The sequence below is a fragment of the Brachybacterium kimchii genome, assembly GCF_023373525.1.
Classification (GTDB): domain Bacteria; phylum Actinomycetota; class Actinomycetes; order Actinomycetales; family Dermabacteraceae; genus Brachybacterium; species Brachybacterium kimchii.
Genome location: NZ_CP097218.1, coordinates 418,576 through 439,014, shown reverse-complemented (window position 1 = coordinate 439,014; position 20,439 = coordinate 418,576). Strand labels below are relative to the sequence as shown.

Here is a 20,439-nt window from a genome sequence, read left to right as displayed (position 1 = left end):
GGTACGCGGAACGTTCCGCGCCGGGGGCGAGCATGTGCGCTGCGGGTCAGCGGCGGAAGAGGCCCTTCACGGTGCTGACGGCCTCGTTGGCCCAGCGGGCGACGGCGTTCTTGGGGTTCACACGGTCCACGAGCTCGTCGATGTCCGAGGCCAGGTTGTCCTGGCGCCTCGTCGCCTCCTGGCGCATGTCCTCCAGGGACACCTTGTTCTTCTTGGCCACGGCTGCCTCCGGGTCGTCGGGTGCTGACGGATCCGATCGTATCGTGCACACGAAGCTGCCGCGTCCGGACCGCTACTCTGGTGCGGCGCGCGAGTGGCGGAACTGGCAGACGCGCTGGATTTAGGTTCCAGTGCCCGAGGGCGTGCGGGTTCGAGTCCCGCCTCGCGCACCTATCCCACATCCCATGCGGACCTCGCATGCGAGGCAGTGGCACGCTGCCGTTGCCAGCCCGGGCTCACATCCTGTTTTCGGGCGTGCGTGTAGAGGGACACGGTGGTGTGCCCCTCTACGGGGGGGGTGGAGCTGCTGGCGGGGTTCTGACCTGGATGCCTAGCAAGGGCGGGCCGCGCCGGGGGTCAGAAGGGTGGTGGTCCGGGGTCGAACTTGGGTGGCGGGTCCTGGCGTTTGCGTGGCCTTCGGGTGGTGGCGCTGATGGGGATGTCGCCGTCGTAGCGGAACGTCGGGAGTGGTTGGTACCGGCGCCGGACGGGTTTCTCGACCGGGACCTCTTCGAGATCAGAGGCGCCGGCGTGGTCCATGTCCACGCGGGGCCACGGGTCAGGTGGCCCGGGCCGGATCGGCCAGGGCGAGTCCAACCGGGAGGGATCGGGAGACGGCGACTCTGCGCTGCTTCCGTCCTCGGCATCGCGTTGCTGCTCGTAGTCGTCTTGCCTGCGTTGCGTCGAGTCCCAGACGGCGTCGAGTTGGGCGACGGCTTGGGGTGTGAGGAGGTCGGTGTCGTCCTCGCGGAACACGCGGAAGCGTTCGTGCATCTCCCACACCGTGCCCGCGGTCCCCGCCGGGGCCTCGTCTGCCTCCACGCGGACAGGGTCGAGTTTCCCGGCGGTTTTCATCGCGTGGTGGAACCAGCACAGGAAGTGCAGGTTCTCCACCGCCGTCCGACCACCACACACCGGATCCGCATGGTTGTACTCCACGATGTGATCCGCCTCGGAGGCCACAGACGCTGCGCGTTCGCAACCAGGGACGCCGCAGGATTGGCCGCGAAGTCTCAGGTGTTCGAGCATCGCCCCCGTGGGCCGGTACTTGTCCGCCGGCCGCGGCAAGAACTCACCCGACGAGGGATCCGTCAGCACCCGGAACCATTCCTCGCTCTTCCCGGCGATCTCTCTCGCCATCTGCGCGGGAATCGGCGTCCCATCCTCGAGGACGCCCGGGGCGTCATCCCCACCGACCAGGGTCAGGAAGGGGACGAGAACGTTCAACCGGAACCGCGCCTCCGGGACGGTGATGCCACCGGTGTCGAGCTGCGCGGCATGCGCCAGGTGATAGCGGATCAGGTTCAGCGACAGGGGCATGCCCTCGTTCTCCACCCGACGATCCGGATCCAGCGGGATCTCCGTGCCCTCCATCAGGGCGTGACGCTGGGCGTTCTGGATCGCACGAGCCGCCTGATCGAACTTCCCCGCCAATGCTTTGATCTCCGGGGCCGGGCCGATGATCCGCAACGACGCCACGCCATCGAGGGTTCCAGGGTCCAACACCATGCGGCGACGAGTCGCGGAGACTTCTTCGGGTTCTTTCGGATGACGCTGCTGAATCTTCGCCACCAGCAGGTCGAGGCATTTCGTGAACACCCTCGGCATGATCGCCAAACACCACGAAGCGACCGTGACATCCACCAGCACCATCTCCGCCGGCGTGAAATCCGCGGTGCGCCGCAACAGGGCCCGGAACCACTCCGCAGGGAACTCCCCCGCCTCCAACGCCTGGGTGCAGCGCGGGAGGAGGTCCACGGCGCGGTGGGCGTCGGTGATGGCTTTGGCGGCCTGGCCGCGGGTGCAGCGCATCGCCACGGCGACCATCAGGTCCTGCTGCTCGACCTCGTAGGGGTCGGCGTCCATGTCCTCGCGCCCCGCCCAGAACGGCGCCAGGGCCACGAAACGCCGGGAGAGTTCATAGGACTCATCGACACCCTCGTCCCACAGGGCACGGACCTGCGCGGTCAGCTCCGCATCAGGGCGGGCCGTCACCCTGCGCGCCACCACATCCCGGCACACCGGCTTCTTGGACTCCTTCACCACGAACAAGGGCTTGACACCCTCCGGGGGCGCGGCCACGAACCGGGGCGTGTGGACATGCATATCCTCGCGCTGACGCTCGGACATCTTCTCCAGGTCATCGAGGATCGAGAAGGTCGACTCGACCGCCGGCTCCCCGGGCAGGTCCAGACGACCCTGCGACTCCGGCTGCTCCACCGCACTCACACCACCCACCCCCTCCCCGGCATTCCACGACCCCGCGCGAGACTGCGCGATGCGATAACTCTGATTCGAGAGGCAAGAAAGCAGAATCCGTCGACCTCACCAATAAAACCGCTGGCGCTCGCTCTCGATATGTCCGATTCTATCCCGCCGCGCACCAGAAAACCAGACCTCTATCGAGAATGTGGATAAGCCTGCCGATATTCCCCGCTTCCTCTGCATCCGCCACCCGTAGTGGATAACCCCGTGGAAAACACCCCCATGTGGAGGACCCGATGAACCCATCCGAGAACCTCTAGAACCCCTCAGCACAACCGGGCACGAGACCCTCGCTTTGCCGTCCCCGTGCCCTTCCGTCGCCGGCGCCGTCGCCCCCTTCAGCCACGAATCGCCGAACCCCACCGTCCACCCGCCCGCACGCCCCTGACCCTGGACACCGGACCACCGCCGCGGACGGCTACCCTGGCCGGGACGACGATGCGCGGCACCTGCCGCCCCGTCGGCCCCATCCCTCTTCGTCCTCAGGAGCGTTCCCGACGATGACCCTCTTCGGCCTCGTGCGACACGGGCAGACCGACTACAACCTGCGGGGCCTGTTCCAGGGCTCGAGCGACATCCCGCTGAACGCGACCGGCCGTGAGCAGGCGCACCACGCGCTCGACGGCGCGCCGGACATCGCTTGGGACGCGGCCGTCTCCTCCCCGCTCGGACGCGCGGAGGAGACCGCGCGGATCATCGCCGAGGACCACGGCATCTCCTTCGTCGGGACCGATCCGCGCCTGGCGGAGATCGACTGGGGCGCGGCCGAGGGGCATGACGTCGCCGAGATGGAGGCCCGCTACCCCGGGCGCGCGTTCCCCGGGCGCGAGGGCCTGCAGGCTGTCGCCGACCGCGGCTACCTCGCGCTCGACGATCTCGCCGAGCGCTTCGCCGACCAGAACGTGCTCGTGGTCGCCCACGGCACCTTCATCCGCCTGCTGCTCTCCGGCGTCACCGGGACGCACCTGCCCTCGATCCCCAACGGCGCACTGTCCCTGCTGCGCCACGAGGGCGAGTCGTGGCAGGTCGAGATGATCGCCGGAGAGGCCGCCGAGGAGCCTGCGCGCACCGCGCCCGTGGGGGCCTCTCCGCGCTTCCCGCTCTCCGAGCACCACCTGCGTCCCTACGGACTCTGAGCCGCACCACTCCCCGACCTTCCAGGAGGACACATGAGCCGCACCGCCGTGGACGCCGAGGGCGCCTGGTTCGAGCCCGAGAGGATGGCCGAGCTGCGCCGCGCCCTGCCCATCGCGTACGTGGACGTGGTGCCCGTGCGCACCGACGTCGACGGCGCGATCACGCAGGTGGGGCTGCTGCTGCGCGCATCCGGGAGCGGACGGATCATCCGCGCGATCGTCTCGGGCCGCGTGCTCGTGCACGAGACGCTGCGCGAGGCCATCGCCCGGCACGTGGAGAAGGACCTCGGCACGATGGCGATGCCGCGGATCCCCGTCTCGCCCGTGCCATTCACTGTCGCCGAGTACTTCCCCACGCCCGGCCAGTCGCTGTTCACCGATCCGCGGCAGCACGCGATCTCTCTCGCGTACATCGTGCCCGTGGACGGCGAGGCGGCCCCGCAGGAGGACGCGCTCGAGCTCACCTGGTTCGACGTCGAGGAGCTGCGCGAGGGCGAGGTGCTCTCCGAGCTCGACAACGGCCACGACGTGATCGTGCGCCGCGCCCTCGCCCACGCCGGGCTGGTCTGAGATCCCGGCCGGTCCCACCCTGCGGGTCGGGCCCGGCCGGGCGCCCGCTCAGCGCAGCAGCTGGGCGATGTCCCCCGCGATCGCGCGGAACGCCTTGCCTCGGTGGGAGATCGCGTTCTTCTCCTCGGGGCTCAGCTCGGCCGCGGTGCGCTCCTGCCCCTCGGCCTGGTCGGCGGGCACGAAGAGCGGGTCGTAGCCGAAGCCGCCCTCTCCGCGGCGCTCCGTGAGCAGGCGGCCCGGCATCTCGCCGCGCTCGACGCGCTCGGTGCCGTCGGGCGCGACCAGCGCCGCCGCGCACACGAAGCGCGCGGCGCGATGCTCGGCGGGCACGTCGCCCATCTGGGCGAGGAGCAGGTCGTTGTTGGCCTCGTCGTCGCCGTGGCGCCCCGACCAGCGGGCGGAGAGGAATCCGGGGCTGCCGCCGAGCACGTCGACGGCGAGACCGGAGTCGTCGGCCACCGCGATCAGTCCCGTCGCCGCGCTCACCGTGCGGGCCTTCAGCAGGGCGTTGCCCTCGAAGGTCACGCGGTCCTCGACCACGTCGGGGAGCTCGAGGCCGGCCGACGAGACGAGCATGCCCTCCTCGAAGCCGGGGACGATCTGCTCGAGGATCTGCTGCAGCTCGCGGAGCTTGCCCTGGTTGTGGCTCGCGATGATGATGCGGGCGTCCGCGGGGATCTGCGTCCCGCCGGTCCCCCGGTTCCCGTCCGCCGGGCTCATCGCCGGCCCTCGAGCGCCTCGCGCTGGAGCGCCGAGAGGTCGGCGCAGCCGCCGACCGCGAGGTCCAGCAGGGTGTTCAGCTCGGCACGGTCGAAAGGTGCGCCCTCGGCGGTGCCCTGGACCTCGACGAAGGAGCCGGAGCCGGTGACCACGACGTTCATGTCGGTCTCGGCCTTGACGTCCTCGCGGTACTCGAGGTCCAGCAGCGCCTCGCCGTCGACGATGCCCACGCTCACGGCGGAGACGGAGTCGGTGAGGACCTCGCGGGCGGCGGGGACGGCGGCGTGCAGCTTGCCCCAGGAGATCGCGTCGGCGAGGGCCACGTAGGCGCCGGTGATCGCGGCGGTGCGGGTGCCGCCGTCGGCCTGGAGGACGTCGCAGTCCAGCTGGATCGTGTTCTCGCCCAGGGCCTCCATGTCCACGACGGCGCGCAGGGAGCGGCCGACGAGGCGGGAGATCTCGTGGGTGCGTCCGCCGATCTTGCCCTTCACGCTCTCGCGGGAGGAGCGGGTGGAGGTCGCGCGCGGCAGCATCGCGTACTCGGCGGTGACCCAGCCGCTGCCCGAGCCCTTCTTCCAGCGCGGCACGCCCTCGGTGAAGGAGGCCGCGCACAGCACGCGGGTGCGGCCGAACTCGACGAGGACGCTGCCCTCGGCGTGGTCGAGCCAGTTGCGGGTGATCCTCACCTCGCGCATCTCATCGGCCGTGCGGCCGTCGACGCGGGGGCCGTCGGTGCTCGGACCGGTGCGGGGGGTCTCGGGGGTGGTCGCGCTCATGGGCCGCGCACCTCTCTCGCTGCTCGGGTGGCGGGCGGGGCCCGCGGGACGCAGTCGAGGATATCGGCCCGGGGGCCGTGCGCTCCGCTCAGGAGCGGGCTCCGCTCAGGGCAGCGCGCGCACGGACTCCGTCTCGACCACGAGCGCCGGGCGGGCCATGGTGATCTGCCCGTCGAAGACCGCGCGGGTCTCGGCCAGGGTGACCTCCGGGTCGGTCCAGGGGGCGATGTGGGTGAGCACGAGGCTGCGGGCGCCGACGGCGGCCGCCGCCTCCCCCGCGCGCCGACCGGTCAGGTGGACGCCCGAGAAGCGGTCGTCGCGGCCCTCGATGTACCCGGCCTCGCACAGGAAGACGTCGGCTCCGCGGGCGAGTTCGAGCAGGCGGTCGCAGGTGTCGGTGTCACCCGAGTAGGTGAGCACGCCGCCGCCCGCGGCGACGCGCATCCCGAAGGACTCGACGGTGTGGCGCACGGCGCCGATCTCGATGCGGAACGGCCCGATCTCGATCTCCTGACCGTCGCGGATCGGACGGTGGTCGAAGGGCAGGCAGGTGACGCCGTCGGGGACGTCGCCCTCCCGGCCCAGCACCGCGCGCAGGCGGTGGGCGAGCCCGTCGGGGGCGAAGATCGGCAGGCGCGGCAGGTCGCGGGCGTTGTACGCCCAGAACACCTCGAGACCGGTGAGGTCCAGAAAGTGGTCGGGGTGCAGGTGGGAGATCACCACGGCGTCCAGCGTCGCGGGGTCGATGTGCGCCTGCAGGGGCCCGAAGGCGCCGCTGCCGAGGTCCAGGAGGATCCGCCAGGTGCGGCCGTCCTCGTCCTCCTGCTCGAGGAGGTAGCTCGAGGCGGCGCCGGCGGGTCCGGCGAAGCTGCCGCAGCAGCCGACGACGGTCAGTCTCATGGGGTCACCACCGGGAGGGTCGCGGTCATGGTCACGGACGGGCCCAGGAAGCGCCGGGAGAGGCGCGAGAACATCGAGGGCGTGCCGTCGTGCGGCGCCGTCTCGGCGAAGACGTGCGCCGGGGGGTTCGGGTCCGTGCGCTGGATGCCGCCGGCCACGAGCTGGCGGTAGACGTCCAGGGCGGTCTCCTCGGCCGAGGAGACCAGGGTGACCTCGGATCCCATCACGTAGCTGATGGGGCCGGTGAGCATCGGGTAGTGGGTGCAGCCCAGCACGAGCGTGTCCACGCCCGCCTCCTGGACGGGCGCCAGGTACTGCTCGGCGATCCCGATGACCTCGTCGCCCTGGGTCTCGCCGCGCTCGACGAACTCGACGAAGCGCGGGCAGGCGGCGGAGGTGATCTGCAGGCTCGGGGCGGCGGCGAAGGCGTCGTCGTAGGCGCGGGAGCCCACGGTCGCCTGGGTGCCGATGATGCCGACGCGGCCGTTGCGGGTCGCGGCCACGGCGCGGCGGACGGCGGGCTGGATGACCTCGACGACGGGGACGTCGTAGCGCTCGCGGGCGTCGCGCAGCACGGCGGCGCTCGCGGTGTTGCAGGCGATCACGAGCATCTTCACGCCGCGCTCGACGAGATCGTCCATGATCCCCAGCGCGAGGGCGCGGACCTCCGCGATGGGACGGGGGCCGTAGGGCGTGTGCGCGGTGTCCCCGATGTAGAGGAGCTCCTCGCGCGGCAGCTGGTCCAGGATCGCTCGGGCGACCGTGAGGCCCCCGACCCCGGAGTCGAAGATCCCGATCGGCGCGTTGCTCATCTGCCCCACAGTAGGCAGGATCCTTTCAGCCCTCAGTGAGGACGCACTCAGTGCGCGGGACATCACACCGTCCGCGGGGCCGCGACCGGCCCTCCGATCAGTACTCGTCGATCGCGCGCAGCAGGCTCTCCTGCAGCCACGTGAGCAGCTCGTAGACGGCCGCGACGACGTCGGCCCCGGCCACGCCGTCCTCGTCCTCGAGCGGGGGCGCGTCCTCGACGCGCTCCCCGATCTGCTGGAGCATGCGCAGGGTCTCGAAGTCGCCGTCGTTCGCGATGTGGAGCCGGTCCGCCAGCACGATCCGCACGTCGTTCAGGGCGCGCAGCCAGGAGGCGATGTCGTCGGCGGGGACGGTGACCTCGCCGTCGCCCGGACCGCTGCCGTCGAGGCTGCGCACCAGGTGGGTGAGGTCCTCGATCTTCTCGGTCGCGAGGTCCTGCTGGCCCAGCCGCCGCAGCTCCTCGGCGACGGCGGCGTCGGTGCTCGCGTCGGGGAAGAGCCGGCGCACCGCGGTGTCGCGGGGCGCGCGCACCGAGGACTGGGCGAACTCGGCCTCGAGGCGCTCGAGGGGGTCGTCCGAGCCGGCGGCGGCGCGCACCGCCCCGGGCTCCTCGCGGAGGTCGAGGTCGTGCCGGATGAGCTCGGCGACCTCCTGGGCGACCTGGCTGATGATCGCCTTCTCCTCGCCGTCCAGGCGGCAGGCGATGTCGCCTCCCGGGCGGGGGCGGAACGCGTGGGCCATCAGCCCTCCTCCGTGCGCTCGAGGGTCGCGCGCAGGCCGTAGGAGTGCATGGCCTGCACGTCCGACTCCACGCGCTCGCGCGAGCCGCGCGAGACGACGGCCCTGCCCTGCTCGTGGACCTGCTGCATGAGCTCGTGCGCGCGGGCGCGGCTGAACCCGAAGTAGGTGCGGAAGACGTGCACGACGTAGCTCATGAGGTTGACGGGGTCGTTCCAGACGACCGTCTGCCAGGGGCCGTCCTCGAGGTCCTCGGCCTGCGCGGCGCGCTCGGGGTCGAGGACGCCGACGGTCCGCGAGCCGCCGCCCGTGTCGGTGTCGATGTCGATGTCGGGATCGTGTCCGTGCACGGCGTCCTCCTTCCGGGGTCGCGTGGACCGCGTGGTCCGTCGATTCTACGAAGCGGGTGGGACGGAGCGGTCAGCTCGGTCCCAGCGGTGTGCGGGCCCGGTCCTCAGCGGCGGCCGACGAACCATCCGCGCACGACCGCGATCCTCTCCTCGATCTGCTCGGCGCTGGCCTGCGGCACGGCGGGGCCTCCGCAGCGCGAGCGCAGGGAGTTGTGGACCTGGCCGTGCGGGGTGCCGGACTTGCGGGCCCACGCGGAGACCAGGGAGGAGAGCTCCTTGCGGAGGTCCATGAGCCGCCGGTGGTCGACGACGGGGATCGCCCGGTCCGCCTCGCTCGCGGCTCCCTCGCCCTTCTTCGAGCGACGGGCCATCTGACTGGCCTGGCGCTCCTGCAGCAGGGTGCGCATCTGATCGGCGTCGAGCAGGCCCGGGATGCCCAGGAACTCCTGCTCGTCCTCGCTGCCGGCGTCTCCCCCGGCGCCGTACTCGCCGCCGTCGAAGAGGACGCGGTCGAAGGACGCCTGGGACTCGAGGGCCTCGAAGGACAGCTCGAGCTGGTCGGAGGCCTGCTCGGGGCGGTTGGCCTCCTCGATCAGATGCTCGTCGAGCCCGGTCTCCGCGTCGCCCTCGGGCGGGCGCAGATCCAGGACGTGGTCGCGCTCCTCCTCCATGGCGGCCGCGTGGGCCGTGAGGATCGGCACCGAGGGCAGGAAGATGCTCGCGGTCTCGCCACGGGTCCGCGAGCGCACGAAGCGTCCGACGGCCTGCGCGAAGAACATGGGGGTCGCGGTCGAGGTCGCGTAGACGCCGACGGCCAGGCGCGGCACGTCCACGCCCTCGGACACCATGCGCACGGCGACCATCCAGCGGTCATCGGAGTCCGAGAAGGCCTCGATGCGCTTGCCGGCGCCCGCGTCGTCCGAGAGGACGGTCGTGATCTCCTCGCCGGTGATGTCGTGGAGGGTCGCCGCGTAGGCGCGCGCCGTCTTCTGGTCGGTCGCGATGACCAGGCCGCCCGCGTCCGGCACGTGGCGGCGCATCTCCGTCAGGCGCTTGTCGGCCGCGGCGAGGACCGCCTGGATCCACTCCCCCTTGGGATCCAGCGCGGTGCGCCAGGCCTGCTGGGTGATGTCCTTGGTCTCGATCGCGCCGAGCTGCGCGGAGACCTCGTCGCCGGTCTTCGTGCGCCAGTGCATGCGCCCCGAGTAGGTCATGAACATGACGGGGCGCACCACGTTGTCCCGCAGCGCGTCGGCGTAGCCGTAGGAGTAGTCGGCCTTCGAGCGCAGGAAGCCCTCGGAGTCCTCCTCGTAGACCACGAAGGGGATCTGCGAGTCGTCCGAGCGGAACGGGGTGCCCGTCAGGGCCAGGCGCCGGGTGGCGGGGTCGAAGGCCTCGCGCACGCCGTCGCCCCAGGTGAGGGCATCGCCGGCATGGTGGATCTCGTCGAGGATCACCAGGGTGCGCTCGGCCTCCGTGCGGGCCCGGTGCAGCATCGGGTTCATGCCGACCTGCGCGTAGGTGATCGCGACGCCCTGGAAGTGGGCGCCATGGCGCCCCTGGGCGTTGGTGAAGTTCGGGTCGAGCGAGATCCCCACTCGCGCGGCGGAGTCCGCCCACTGCGTCTTCAGGTGCTCGGTCGGGGCGACCACGGTCACGCGGCGCACGGTGCCCTCGGCGAGGAGCATCGCGGCGATCTGCAGCGCGAAGGTGGTCTTGCCGGCGCCCGGCGTCGCGACCGTCATGAAGTCCTTGGGGGCGCGCTCGCGGTACATCGCGAGGGCCTCGGACTGCCAGGCGCGCAGCTTCGGGGCCGTGCCCCAGGCGGCGCGCTCCGGGTACGCCGGTGGGAGGGACTGCGCCGCCGCGGTCGAGGGCCGGTGCGGGTCGCTTGTCTGGGGTGTCGTCGGTGGTGTCACAGCGCGGACCACGTTACCGCCGCGCCCGGACATCCCGACGCCGGGGCACGGCGGGCGGGATGTGAGGAATCGCCGACGGAGCGGTCCTTCAGCGCCGACCGCCGAAGAAGCCGCGGAACCCGCCGCGGCCGCCGCCCGATCCGCCCTTGCCTCCGCCCGATCCGTCGCCGCCGTCGTTGGGCTCGCGCAGGCCGTCGTGGATCTCCTTGCACTCCGGGCACACGGGGTACTTCTTGGGGTCGCGCCCGGGCACCCAGACCTTGCCGCACAGGGCGATCACGGGCGTGCCGTCGAGGGCGGCCTGCGTGATCCGGTCGCGGCGCACGTAGTGGGCGAACCGGTCGTGGTCGCCGTCATCGGTCTTCTCCTCGCGCTCCTTGGTCTCGCGGTCCAGCACGGCGGTCGCGCCGGGCGACTGGCCGGGGTCCTCGCGATACGGGTCGAGGCGGTCGGGATCGGAGATCGAGGGCATGTCAGGCTCCTTCGGGCTGATCGTCGTCGCTCCCGAGGGTAGTCGGCGTGGCAGGATCGGACACCCATGGACCATCCGGTGTGGAGGGGGATCACGTGAGCGCGAGGCCCGACGCCCCGCAGGAGGGCCTGCAGACCCTCGTCGACGCGCTGCTCGGCGGCGCGCGCGGCAGACGGAGAGGCGCCTCCGGGTCGTCGGCCGACGGCGCTGTCGTGGACTCCCACGAGGGCGCGGGCGCGGTCGCCGCGGGCATCGGCGGGCTCGACGGGCCCGAGGGCGGCTCCCTGCGGATCTTCGGCGGGGACACCGTGAGCTTCGCGGCCGACGGGTCGCCGCTGTCCGAGGATCCTGCCGGGAGTGCGGACCCCGTGCATCCCTCCGGCCCGATGGGCCCGGGCGGCCCCGTCGGCCCGGTGGAGCCCGTCGGACCCGAGACGCTCTTCGACATGGCCTCGGTGACCAAGGTCGTCACCGCGCTCACCGCCGCGACCCTGATCGCCGACGGGTCCCTGGACCTCGAGGACAGGGCCGCGGACCTGCTGGATCCGGCCCTCGTGCCCGACGCGCGGATCACTGTGCGTCACCTGCTCACGCACACCGCCGGTCTCCCTCCCACGATGCCGCTGTGGCGCATCGCCGGCACGCGCGAGCAGCGCCTCGCGGAGATCGGCCGCGCGGAGCTCGCCGCCGCGCCCGGCACCGCCCACGCCTACTCGTGCATCGGCTTCATCCTGCTCGGCGAGATCCTCGCGCGTCTCGGCGGCACGGACCTTCCGGCCCTCGCCGACGAGCGCGTGCTGGGTCCGGCCGGCGCGGACCGCGCCACCTGGTGGCCCGACGCGCAGGCCCGTGCCCGCGCGGCGGCGACCGAGTTCCAGGAGGATCCGCCCCGCGGGCTCGTGCGCGGCGCGGTGCACGACGAGACCGCCTGGGCCCTCGGCGGCGTCGGCAACGCGGGGCTGTTCGCGACCCTCGACGACGCCCGCGCGATCGCGCGCGTGCTCGCGGGCACGGCGCCCGGGCCCCGGCTCCCGGAGGATCTGCGACGCGAGATCGGACGCGACCAGCTGACCCTCCCCGCGACCACGGGTGCGCCGTGGCGCCAGGGGCTCGGGGTGAGGATCGGCCAGGAGCTGCCGGACGGCTCCCTCGCGCCCGGCGTGCTGGGGCACCCGGGGTTCACGGGCACCGCCCTGTGGGCCGACCCCGCCACGGGCGCGGTCGCCGCGCTGCTGACCAACCGCGTGCACCCCCGTCGCGAGCGCTTCGAGGTGCTCGGCGCGCGCCGCGAGATGGCGCGCCTCGCCTTCGCGCCGGCGTCGGCCTCTGCATCGGCGTCGGCAGGGCCGCGCGCGTGACCTCCCACGGCCGCCTGCTCGTCGCGGGCCTCGCGCTCCTCGCGAACATCGGCTTCTACCTGCCCAGCGTCCCCGACACCGGGCCGGCAGGCCCCGTGGGCATCGACACGGTCTACCACGTGGGCGTCTTCGCGCTCACCGTCTGGGCGTTCGGCCGCCTGCTCGCGCCCGCGGCGCGTTTCCCGATCGGCTGGGTGGTGCTCGCCGCCGCTGCCCACGCCGTGCTCATCGAGGTCCTCCAGGGCGCGCTGCTCCCCCACCGCTCGGCCGACCCCGGCGACGTCCTCGCCGACCTCGTCGGGATCGCGCTCGGGGTGCTCGCGTGGGCCGCGGAGCGGAGGATCAGTCGCCGGGCGCCCCGAGCGAGCGCCGCGGATCCGGGGCGGCCGCGAGCAGACGCCGCGTGTACTCATCCTGCGGATCGCTGATGACCTGCGCGGACTCCCCGCGCTCGACCACGCGTCCCTCGTGCATGACCAGGACCTCGCTCGAGTAGCGGCGCGCGCTGCCCAGGTCGTGGGTGATGTAGAGGACCGCGAGGTCCTCCTCGCGCCGCAGGTCGTCGATGAGGTCCAGCATGGCCTTGCGGATCGTCACGTCGAGCATCGAGACGGGCTCGTCGGCCAGCAGCACGGACGGACCGGCGGCGAGCGCGCGGGCGAAGGAGACGCGCTGGCGCTCCCCGCCCGAGAGCTCGTGCGGGAAGCGGTCCAGGTAGTGCTCGGCCGGCTCGAGGCCCACCCGCGACAGCAGCGCCGCGCTGCGCTCGCGCACCTCGTCGGCCCCGGAGGGGTTCTGGTGCAGCCGCACGGCGCGACCCAGGATGTAGCTGATCCGGCGCAGCGGGTTGAGCGAGGCGAAGGGGTCCTGGAGCGTCAGCTGGACCTGCCCGGTGTATTCGCGCGGCGAGGTGCCGCCCGAGCCGCCGGCTCCGCCCGGTCCGCCGGCCACCCGATCCCCGTGCAGGAGGATCTCCCCGCCGGTGAGCGGCACCAGCCGGGCGAGCAGGCGGCCCAGCGTGGACTTGCCCGAGCCGCTCTGACCCACCAGCGCGGTGACCTGCCCGCGGCGCAGCTCGAGGGAGACGTCGTCGACGGCGCGCAGGGTGCGGCGGCGGCGCAGCACGCCGCGGCGCTCTCCCACGCCGTACTCCTTGACCAGGTGCCTGCCCTCGAGGACGACCTCGCCGCGCGCGGCGGTGTCCGGGGTGCTGCGGTCGGGGGTGCCGGGGTCGGCGGCGGCGATGCTCATGCGAGGCTCCCGAGGGCTTCGAGGGAGTCCAGGAGACTCCGGGTGTACGGGTGGCGGGCGTCGCGGTAGATCTCGGCCGCGGGCCCGTACTCGACCAGGTGCCCGCGGCGCATGACGGCGATCGAGTCGGAGATCTCCAGCAGCAGGGCGAGGTCGTGCGTCGTGAAGACGATCGCGAAGCCGTACTCCTCGCGCAGGCGCACGATCTGGTCGAGCACCTCGCGCTGGACCAGCAGGTCCAGGGCCGTGGTCGGCTCGTCCATGAAGATGACGTCCGGCTCGAGGACCAGCGCGATCGCGATCGCGACCCGCTGCTTCATCCCGCCCGAGAGCTCGTGCGGGTAGGCGCCCAGGCGCTCGGGGTCGATGCCCACGCGGCGCAGGTGCTCGCGCGCGAGCTCGGTGCGCCGGGCCGGGCCGAGGTCGGGCCGGTGCACGCGGATGACGTCGTCGAACTGGGAGTGGATCGTCGTGACCGGGTTCAGGGCGTTCATGGCGCTCTGGAAGACCACGGCGATCTCCGTCCAGCGGATCGCACGCAGACCGCGCGCGTCCAGGGAGAGCAGGTCCGTCCGGCCACCGGCGGCGTCGGTGTAGGACACCGACCCTCCGGCGATCCGCGCGGGCGGGCGCAGCATCCGGGTGATGGCGTTGGTGAGCGTCGACTTGCCGCTGCCGGACTCCCCGGCCAGGCCCAGGATCTCCCCGCGGTGCAGGGTGAGCGTCACGTCGTCGACCGCGTGCACCGTGCCGTGCTCGGTCGGGTAGTCGACGCTCAGGTGATCGGCCTCGATGACGGGGTCGCCGGTCACGTCCGACGGCCGGATCACCGGGTCCGCCTCCGGCACGGTGTCGGCGAGCGCGGTGCCCGTCGACGTCGCCGGGGCCGATGGCGCCGCGGGATCCTTCGGCCCCGCCGGGCCCGTCGGACCCGTCGGCCCGGCGCTGACCGCCGCCCCGCCGGCGGCGGCGTCGGCCGTGGTGGCGTCGCCGCCCGCGGCGAGGGATCCGCGCACGGCGCGATGGCGGGAGGAGCCCGTGCGCAGCCGCGGGTTCGCGTACTCGTCGATGCCGAAGTTGATGAGCGCGAGGCCCGCGCCGATCACGGCGATCGCGAGGCCCGGCGGGACGTACCACCACCAGGCGCCCGAGAGCAGCGCCTGCGCGCTCTGGGCGAAGTAGAGCATCGATCCCCAGGAGACCGTGGTCAGCGAGCCGAGACCCAGGAACGACAGGCCCGCCTCGGAGAGGATGCCCCCGATCACCGAGAACAGGAAGCCGGAGGCGACCAGCGGGAGCATGTTCGGCAGCACCTCGGCGAACATGATCCGGATGCGGGACTCACCGCTCGCGCGCGCCGCCTCGACGAACTCGCGGCCGCGCAGGGACATCGTCTGCGCGCGGATGACGCGCGCCGAGCCCGCCCACGAGGTGATCGCGATGACCACCGCGATCGCGAACATGCCGCGGCTGGGCAGGTAGCCGGTGAGGACGATCAGCAGCGGCATGCCCGGGATCACCAGGAACACTGCGGTGAGGATGTACAGGAGGTCGTCGGCGACTCCGCGCAGGTACCCGCCGAGCAGCCCGATGATCACGGAGAACACCTGGGAGACGACGCCCGCGACGAGGCCCACGAGCAGCGAGACGCGAGCACCGGTGACGAACTGCGCATAGACGTCCTGGCCGGTCTGGGTGGTGCCCATCCAGTGCTCGGCCGAGGGCGGGCGCAGCAGGTCGAAGGATGTCGCCTGCGGGGAGAAGCGGGCGGTGAGCGGGCCGATCACGGCGATCAGCACGAACACCACGACGATGAGGACCCCGGCGCGGACCTTGCCGCTGCGGGGCACGAGGCGGGTGAGGGACGTTCTCGTGGTGGACATGGGTCAGGCCCCCTGCCGGGTTCGCGGGTCCAGGAACACGTAGGCCACGTCGGCCACGAGGTTCGCGGCGATGACCGCGAGGGAGATGATGAGGAACAGGCCCTGCATGAGCGGGAAGTCCTGGGCCTGCACGGCGCTGAACAGCGTGTATCCGACGCCCGGGTAGTTGAAGATGACCTCGGTGAGCATGGAGCCGCCGACGACCGCGCCCAGCGAGAGGGCGAAGCCGGTGATCGAGGGCAGGATCGCGTTGCGGGCGGCATAGGTGACGAGCACGCGCCGCGGCGGCAGCCCCTTGGCCTCTGCGAGGGACACGTAGTCCTCCCCCATCACGGTCACGGTCATGTTGCGCATCGAGAGCACCCAGCCGGCGAAGGAGCCGATCACGATCGTGATCGCGGGCAGCAGCGCGTGGTAGAGGACCGAGCCGATGAACTCCGGGGTCCAGCCCGGGAAGAGGATCCTCTCGTAGCCGCCGGCGTTCGGGAACAGGCTCAGGTGGACCGAGAGCACGAGCACCAGGATCAGCGCCATCCAGAAGTAGGGGATGGCGTTGAGGAACGTGAGGGCCGGCAGCACGTGGTCGGACCAGGTGCCGCGGCGCCACGCGAGGAGCACGCCCAGGGCGGTGCCCAGCAGGAAGCTCACGATCGTCGCCACGCCCACGAGCCCGAGGGTCCAGGGCAGGGCGCGGGAGATGATGTCGATGACGGGCACCGGGAAATGGCTGATGGACGTGCCCAGGTCGCCGTGCAGCAGGTCCTTCAGGTAGTCGATGTACTGGACCGGCAGCGGGTCGTCGCTGACCCCGTAGGCCTCGGCGATCGCCTGCTTGGCCTCCGGGTCGATCGCCCCCTGGGAGCTCTCGAGCAGCAGGGTCACGGGGTCGCCGGGCATGAGCCGCGGGATGAGGAAGTTCAGGGTGAGGGCCGCCCACGCGATGAACACGTAGAGCCCGATCTTGCGCGCGAGGTACTTCATCGCATCCTCCGTCAGTCGGTGGTCCGGGTGAGCTCGCGCAGCACCAGGATCCTGTCGATCGGGCTGTAGGGGGCGCCGAGCGCGTAGGGATGGTCGGGATCGGGGAATCCGGACCAGGACTCGGTGTTGTAGTTGAACCAGTTCGGGGCGGTCACCAGCGGCAGCGCCGGGAGCTTCTCGACGACGACGTCCTCGAGCCCGTCGATGCAGCGCTGCTGCTCGGCCTCGTCGTCGGTCGCGGTGAACGCGCTCAGGAGCTCGTCGGTGTCGTCGTCGTACCAGCGCTGGAAGTTCGCGAGCACGGTGCCGTCCTTGCTGCGGTGCTCGCTCGAGAGCATCGAGCGGTACATGAACCAGGGGCTCGCGCCGGCCGAGACCGTGGAGAGCGTGACGTCGAAGCTGCCGGCGTTGCGCTTCTCCGTCCACGACTCCATCGAGACGCCCTGCGGGGTGAAGCGGACGCCGATCTTCTGCAGCTGCTCGTTGAGCACCTGGGTGACGCTCACCCAGTCGACGAAGCCGGAGGGGATCTGCAGCGGGAACTCGAGCCTGGTGCCGTCCTCGGCGGCGCGCACGCCGTCCGCCCCGCGCCGGTACCCGGCGTCGTCCAGGACCTTCTCCGCCTTGTCGGGGTCGAACTCGAACTCCTTCCCCTGGTACCTCTTCGCGATGTACTGCTCGAAGGTGGGCCGCGGCAGGGCGGTGGGATGGGGCGGGCCGACGTAGCCGAGCATCGCGATGTCGGCGATCTGCGCGCGGTCGATCGCGAGGGAGATGCCGCGGCGCAGCTCGAGGTCCTGCCAGAGGTCCTTCTCGAGGTTGAAGGTCAGGTTCACCACGCCCAGGCCCGGGTAGTAGTAGCCGCGGTGCTCGGGGTCCTTCGCGACGAAGATCTTGTCGACGTTGGCGACGAACCCGCCGGACCAGTCGATCTCGCCGGCCTGCAGCGCGGTGTTGAAGGTCTCCGTGGAGTACGAGGGGTAGTAGAGCTCGGGGACCTCGAAATCGCCCACCGCCCAGTGCTTCTCGTTGCGGCGGAAGGTGTAGAGCTGGTCGGAGAAGCGATCGAGCATGTAGGGACCGGAGCCGACGGGCTCCGCGATCGCGTCCTTCTCGACGTCGAGGGTCTCGAAGATGTGCTTGGGGACGACGTAGGAGCCGCCCAGCGTCGGCGCGTGCGCGAACGAGGGCCCCTCGAAGGAGACCTCCACGGTGCGCTCCCCCGTGCGCTTCGCATCCTTGACGGGCAGCGCGGAGCCGTTGGTCGCGGGCTTGTCCCGGAGCATGAGCAGGGAGTACTCGACGTCCTCGGCGGTGAGCGGATGGTCGTCGGTGAACACGATGCCCTCCCGCACGAGGATCTCCGCGCTCGTGCCGTCGTCGCCGAAGGTGATCTTCTCGGCGACCCACGGCACGGGCTTCTCGGGGTCCATGGCCGTGTACACCATGAGCGGCTCGAAGATGAGTCCGCTCGCGCCCTGCAGGGCCGTGGGCGAGTACGGGTTGAAGTTCGGCTGGTACACGGTGATGTCGTTCGCGTGGATGCGCAGCGGCGGGTTCTCGGAGTCCTGCGCGGCCGGGCCGCAGGAGGAGAGTCCGACGGCGGTGAGGCCGGCGGCGCCGACCGCCGCGCCGAGCACGGTCCGTCGCGCGGGGCGCGGAGTGGACGGGTCGGGGTGTGGGGACGGGGCGGGGTCGGGGTGCGGGGACGGGACGGTCATGGGCGCGTCCTCTCCTTCGGGATCGGGGCTGCCGGGATCGGGACGGCGGCGGGGCGGACGGGGAGCTCGAACGGGGTGGTGGTCGCGAGCGGACGGAAGCCTCGGGAGAGGTACATGCGGTGGGCGGGGCCGCTCGCCGAGGTCCACTGGAACCAGGCGCGGCGGGCGCCCGCGCGGGCCATGCGCTCCAGGGCCGCATCGAGCAGGGCGCCGCCGACCCCGCGTCCGCGGGCGGCGGGCAGGACGCCGATGGGACCGAAGCGCTCGGGGTCCGCGCCGACGACGTCCCAGGCGGCGACGCCGAGGATCTCCCCCGCCGGTCCCTCCGCGTCCCGCGCGAGCAGGATCGTGCCCGCCGGGCCTGCCGGCCCCTCCGTCGAGGGGGCTCCGCGGGCCTCCTCCTCCGCGCGGTGCGCGACATGAGCGCCGAGCAGCTGCGCCCAGTCCTCGGACAGGTGGAGGCGCACGGCGGTGAGCATCTCGGGCACCTCCTCGGGGGCGCAGGGCGCGATCCGGAGATCGGGCGGGAGCGCACGATCGGCCTGGCTCCCCCGTCGGCCCTCCCCTGCGTGCTCGAGCGCGCCGGTGCCCTCCACAGGGACCGCGAGGTCCGCGAGGTCCGCGAGGTCGCGCTCCATCGCGAGCGCGCTCCCCGCACCGTGCGCTCCGCGAGCGCGGAGGAAGGCGGCGGCGCCGGGGTCGGCCGTCTCGTCGACGCCGGGCGCCGCGTAGCCCCGCGGCCGCCCGCTGACCACGAGGGTCTCGGCGCCCCACCGGCGTGCGTGCGCGAGCGCCGCGTCGAGCAGACGGGTGCCGATGCCCCGGCGGCGGTGCGCGCGGTGCACCGCGCCGCTGACCAGATACGCCGCGCCGTCCTGCGCGGCGAGGTGCGCGAAGCCCACCGGCGCCGGGTCCCCCGTGAGCCCCTCTGTGTCTGCGGTGTCCTCGGTGTCCCCCGAGTCCTCGGCGACCAGCACGATCGAGCTCCGCGGATCGGGATCGACGAGCACGAGGAGCGCGAGCTCCTGCGAGGTGAGGGGCCGCGCCGTGCCCGCGGTGAGGGCGGCGAGCACCGCAAGATCCCCGCGGCGCAGACCCTCGCGCACACGGATGGCCCCGCTCTCCGGCCCCGCCGTCCCCGTCATGCGGCCCCTCCGTCGCGGTCGAGGAGCTCGGGAGAGGGCGAGGCGGCGAGGATCTCGGCGAGCTCGGCGCCGTCGTCGATGCCCTCGCGCAGGGCGCTCGATCCCCAGAGCAGGTCGATGAAGGGCGGGCGCTCCGGGGCGTTGCGGCGCCAGAGGTCCCCGCCGGGGTGCTGGGCGCGCATGGTCGCGAGCACGCCGTGCCCGATGCGGATCGGGTCGAAGCCCCCGCTCGCCGCGGTCCCGCTGTCGGTGCCAGCGCCGCCGACGAGCGCGGCGGGATCGTCGGCGAGGTGGAGCTGGACACCGTGGAGGATCTGGCCGGCGAAGTCCCCGTGCGTGGCGCGCACGTGCACCTCGCGCACGAGGATGCCGGGCAGCTCGAGCTCGCGGAGGGCGTCCGCGAAGCGCCGGTCGGCCCACGGTGCGCCGAGGACCTCGAAGGGTGTCGTGGTCCCTCGCCCCTCGCTCCACGTGGTGCCCTCGACGAGGCCCGTGCCCGGGTAGAGCGCGAGCGCGGTGGTCGTCGGCATGTTCGGGGAGGGAGGCACCCAGCGGGCGGAGCCGTCGGCTCCCGGTGCGGGGGTGACGGAGAGGTCGAGAGGGTCCTCGAGGTGGTGGGCCGCGGCGTGACGGGCCACGTCGCCCAGACGGCCGCCGTGGCGCAGGGGGATGTTCATGCGCCCCACGAAGCTCGCGCAGGCGGGGTCGAGACCGGGGCCCAGGGGCGCGGCGGGCAGCGGGGCCGGGCGGTCCAGGACGTGCACCGGCAGGTCGAGGCGGGCGCAGGCCTGCATGGCGTCGACCATCGACCAGGGATAGGTGTAGAAGCGGCAGCCGATGTCCTGCAGGTCGACGAGGAGTCCGTCGACGCCGCTGCGCTCGAGCAGGGCGACCAGATCGTCACCGTGCACCCCGTAGGAGGACAGCACCGGGATGCCGGTCGCGGGATCACGCTGGTCCGCGCCGCCCTCGCCCGCCTGCTCGCTGCCCCAGTACCCGTGCTCGGGGGCGATCAGGCAGTGCGGGCGGATCCCGGCCTCGACGAGGGCGTCGACTCCGCGGCGCAGGTCGGAGGTGGTGGCCGCGAAGTTCGTCAGCAGGCCGGGACGCGCGCACCCCGGGAGCTCGGCCTCGAGCCTCCCGGGGTCCGCGAGCAGGGCATCGAGCCCCGACACCCTCTGGTGTGACGCAGGAAACATCCCTCGAGGGTAGAGAAGTTACC

Annotated in this window: 20 protein-coding genes and 1 tRNA gene; 5 read left to right on the top strand and 16 right to left on the bottom strand. The window is 72.4% G+C overall.

Annotation, left to right across the window (positions count from 1 at the left end; genetic code table 11):
* Positions 1-46: 46 nt before the first annotated feature.
* A complete protein-coding gene (locus M4486_RS01980) occupies positions 47-220 on the bottom strand; it encodes a DUF3618 domain-containing protein (RefSeq protein WP_228358047.1) in 174 nt (57 codons plus the stop codon).
* An 87-nt stretch (positions 221-307) separates the two neighbouring features.
* Between M4486_RS01980 and M4486_RS01975 the strand changes: the two genes are divergently transcribed.
* A tRNA-Leu gene (locus tag M4486_RS01975) sits at positions 308-389 on the top strand.
* A gap of 187 nt (positions 390-576) precedes the next feature.
* Here the strand turns inward: M4486_RS01975 and M4486_RS01970 are convergent.
* Positions 577-2,439: an HNH endonuclease signature motif containing protein gene (locus M4486_RS01970; protein ID WP_249479308.1), complete on the bottom strand. Its 1,863-nt coding sequence runs from the start codon at positions 2,437-2,439 to the stop codon at positions 577-579.
* A gap of 545 nt (positions 2,440-2,984) precedes the next feature.
* Here M4486_RS01970 and M4486_RS01965 point away from each other — a divergent pair.
* Together M4486_RS01965 and M4486_RS01960 are read left to right on the top strand one after the other, a co-directional pair.
* Entirely contained in the window at positions 2,985-3,620 is a 636-nt protein-coding gene (locus M4486_RS01965) for a histidine phosphatase family protein (protein WP_249479307.1), read from the top strand.
* Between the two features lie 33 nt (positions 3,621-3,653).
* Entirely contained in the window at positions 3,654-4,190 is a 537-nt protein-coding gene (locus M4486_RS01960; protein ID WP_200503136.1) for a DUF4916 domain-containing protein, read from the top strand.
* 48 nt (positions 4,191-4,238) lie between these two features.
* Here M4486_RS01960 and rdgB read toward each other — a convergent pair whose 3' ends face one another.
* The 8 genes from rdgB to M4486_RS01920 form a co-directional block, all read right to left on the bottom strand.
* Positions 4,239-4,910, bottom strand: a complete 672-nt coding sequence (gene rdgB, locus M4486_RS01955; protein ID WP_249479306.1) for an RdgB/HAM1 family non-canonical purine NTP pyrophosphatase — start codon at positions 4,908-4,910, stop codon at positions 4,239-4,241.
* Positions 4,907-5,686, bottom strand: coding sequence for a ribonuclease PH (gene rph / locus M4486_RS01950; RefSeq protein WP_249479305.1), 780 nt, complete (start codon positions 5,684-5,686; stop codon positions 4,907-4,909). The genes rdgB and rph overlap by 4 nt, the downstream gene beginning before the upstream one ends.
* Before the next feature lie 105 nt (positions 5,687-5,791).
* Positions 5,792-6,586, bottom strand: a complete 795-nt coding sequence (locus M4486_RS01945) for an MBL fold metallo-hydrolase (RefSeq protein WP_249479304.1) — start codon at positions 6,584-6,586, stop codon at positions 5,792-5,794.
* Complete coding sequence (gene murI, locus M4486_RS01940; RefSeq protein WP_249479303.1) at positions 6,583-7,398, bottom strand: glutamate racemase; 816 nt, start codon at positions 7,396-7,398, stop codon at positions 6,583-6,585. The genes M4486_RS01945 and murI overlap by 4 nt, the downstream gene beginning before the upstream one ends.
* A 97-nt stretch (positions 7,399-7,495) precedes the next feature.
* Positions 7,496-8,140, bottom strand: a complete 645-nt coding sequence (locus M4486_RS01935) for a DUF2017 family protein (RefSeq protein ID WP_249479302.1) — start codon at positions 8,138-8,140, stop codon at positions 7,496-7,498.
* On the bottom strand, positions 8,140-8,487 hold the full coding sequence (clpS, locus tag M4486_RS01930) for an ATP-dependent Clp protease adapter ClpS (RefSeq protein WP_249479301.1): 348 nt from the start codon (positions 8,485-8,487) through the stop codon (positions 8,140-8,142). Before clpS ends, M4486_RS01935 begins: the two co-directional genes overlap by 1 nt.
* A gap of 104 nt (positions 8,488-8,591) precedes the next feature.
* Positions 8,592-10,439 (bottom strand): DEAD/DEAH box helicase, encoded by a 1,848-nt coding sequence (locus M4486_RS01925; protein WP_249479300.1) that lies wholly within the window; start codon positions 10,437-10,439, stop codon positions 8,592-8,594.
* 55 nt (positions 10,440-10,494) lie between these two features.
* Positions 10,495-10,878, bottom strand: a complete 384-nt coding sequence (locus tag M4486_RS01920) for a DUF3039 domain-containing protein (RefSeq protein WP_249479299.1) — start codon at positions 10,876-10,878, stop codon at positions 10,495-10,497.
* A 95-nt stretch (positions 10,879-10,973) separates the two neighbouring features.
* Here M4486_RS01920 and M4486_RS01915 point away from each other — a divergent pair, with 95 nt between their 5' ends.
* Both M4486_RS01915 and M4486_RS01910 read left to right on the top strand, forming a co-directional pair.
* Complete coding sequence (locus M4486_RS01915; protein ID WP_283257953.1) at positions 10,974-12,236, top strand: serine hydrolase domain-containing protein; 1,263 nt, start codon at positions 10,974-10,976, stop codon at positions 12,234-12,236.
* Positions 12,233-12,664, top strand: a complete 432-nt coding sequence (locus tag M4486_RS01910) for a VanZ family protein (protein WP_249479297.1) — start codon at positions 12,233-12,235, stop codon at positions 12,662-12,664. The genes M4486_RS01915 and M4486_RS01910 overlap by 4 nt, the downstream gene beginning before the upstream one ends.
* On the opposite strand, the gene M4486_RS01905 is transcribed toward M4486_RS01910, so the two are convergent.
* From M4486_RS01905 to M4486_RS01880, 6 genes are read right to left on the bottom strand one after another with little or no spacing between them, the layout of a single operon-like run.
* Positions 12,579-13,487 (bottom strand): ABC transporter ATP-binding protein, encoded by a 909-nt coding sequence (locus M4486_RS01905; protein ID WP_249479296.1) that lies wholly within the window; start codon positions 13,485-13,487, stop codon positions 12,579-12,581. The two genes, M4486_RS01910 and M4486_RS01905, sit on opposite strands and share 86 nt — an antisense overlap.
* Complete coding sequence (locus tag M4486_RS01900; protein WP_249479295.1) at positions 13,484-15,370, bottom strand: dipeptide/oligopeptide/nickel ABC transporter permease/ATP-binding protein; 1,887 nt, start codon at positions 15,368-15,370, stop codon at positions 13,484-13,486. The genes M4486_RS01905 and M4486_RS01900 overlap by 4 nt, the downstream gene beginning before the upstream one ends.
* 3 nt (positions 15,371-15,373) lie before the next feature.
* Positions 15,374-16,351, bottom strand: a complete 978-nt coding sequence (locus M4486_RS01895; protein ID WP_249479294.1) for an ABC transporter permease — start codon at positions 16,349-16,351, stop codon at positions 15,374-15,376.
* 11 nt (positions 16,352-16,362) lie between these two features.
* The gene (locus M4486_RS01890) at positions 16,363-18,072 is read right to left on the bottom strand and encodes an ABC transporter substrate-binding protein (protein ID WP_249479293.1); all 1,710 of its coding nucleotides are present in this window, start codon (positions 18,070-18,072) and stop codon (positions 16,363-16,365) included.
* A complete protein-coding gene (locus M4486_RS01885; RefSeq protein WP_249479292.1) occupies positions 18,069-19,217 on the bottom strand; it encodes a GNAT family N-acetyltransferase in 1,149 nt (382 codons plus the stop codon). The genes M4486_RS01890 and M4486_RS01885 overlap by 4 nt, the downstream gene beginning before the upstream one ends.
* On the bottom strand, positions 19,214-20,416 hold the full coding sequence (locus M4486_RS01880; RefSeq protein WP_249479291.1) for an exo-beta-N-acetylmuramidase NamZ family protein: 1,203 nt from the start codon (positions 20,414-20,416) through the stop codon (positions 19,214-19,216). Before M4486_RS01880 ends, M4486_RS01885 begins: the two co-directional genes overlap by 4 nt.
* Between the last annotated feature and the right edge of the window lie 23 nt (positions 20,417-20,439).

Excerpts from the sequence above, each read along its gene's own strand:
- M4486_RS01965 (WP_249479307.1), top strand. The coding sequence starts at position 2,985 with ATGACCCTCTTCGGCCTCGTGCGACACGGGCAGACCGACTACAACCTG.
- M4486_RS01960 (WP_200503136.1), top strand. The coding sequence starts at position 3,654 with ATGAGCCGCACCGCCGTGGACGCCGAGGGCGCCTGGTTCGAGCCCGAG.
- rdgB (WP_249479306.1), bottom strand. The coding sequence starts at position 4,910 with ATGAGCCCGGCGGACGGGAACCGGGGGACCGGCGGGACGCAGATCCCC.
- rph (WP_249479305.1), bottom strand. The coding sequence starts at position 5,686 with ATGAGCGCGACCACCCCCGAGACCCCCCGCACCGGTCCGAGCACCGAC.
- M4486_RS01945 (WP_249479304.1), bottom strand. The coding sequence starts at position 6,586 with ATGAGACTGACCGTCGTCGGCTGCTGCGGCAGCTTCGCCGGACCCGCC.
- murI (WP_249479303.1), bottom strand. The coding sequence starts at position 7,398 with ATGAGCAACGCGCCGATCGGGATCTTCGACTCCGGGGTCGGGGGCCTC.
- M4486_RS01935 (WP_249479302.1), bottom strand. The coding sequence starts at position 8,140 with ATGGCCCACGCGTTCCGCCCCCGCCCGGGAGGCGACATCGCCTGCCGC.
- M4486_RS01925 (WP_249479300.1), bottom strand. The coding sequence starts at position 10,439 with ATGTCCGGGCGCGGCGGTAACGTGGTCCGCGCTGTGACACCACCGACG.
- M4486_RS01920 (WP_249479299.1), bottom strand. The coding sequence starts at position 10,878 with ATGCCCTCGATCTCCGATCCCGACCGCCTCGACCCGTATCGCGAGGAC.
- M4486_RS01905 (WP_249479296.1), bottom strand. The coding sequence starts at position 13,487 with ATGAGCATCGCCGCCGCCGACCCCGGCACCCCCGACCGCAGCACCCCG.
- M4486_RS01900 (WP_249479295.1), bottom strand. The coding sequence starts at position 15,370 with ATGTCCACCACGAGAACGTCCCTCACCCGCCTCGTGCCCCGCAGCGGC.
- M4486_RS01895 (WP_249479294.1), bottom strand. The coding sequence starts at position 16,351 with ATGAAGTACCTCGCGCGCAAGATCGGGCTCTACGTGTTCATCGCGTGG.
- M4486_RS01890 (WP_249479293.1), bottom strand. The coding sequence starts at position 18,072 with ATGACCGTCCCGTCCCCGCACCCCGACCCCGCCCCGTCCCCACACCCC.
- M4486_RS01885 (WP_249479292.1), bottom strand. The coding sequence starts at position 19,217 with ATGACGGGGACGGCGGGGCCGGAGAGCGGGGCCATCCGTGTGCGCGAG.
- M4486_RS01880 (WP_249479291.1), bottom strand. The coding sequence starts at position 20,416 with ATGTTTCCTGCGTCACACCAGAGGGTGTCGGGGCTCGATGCCCTGCTC.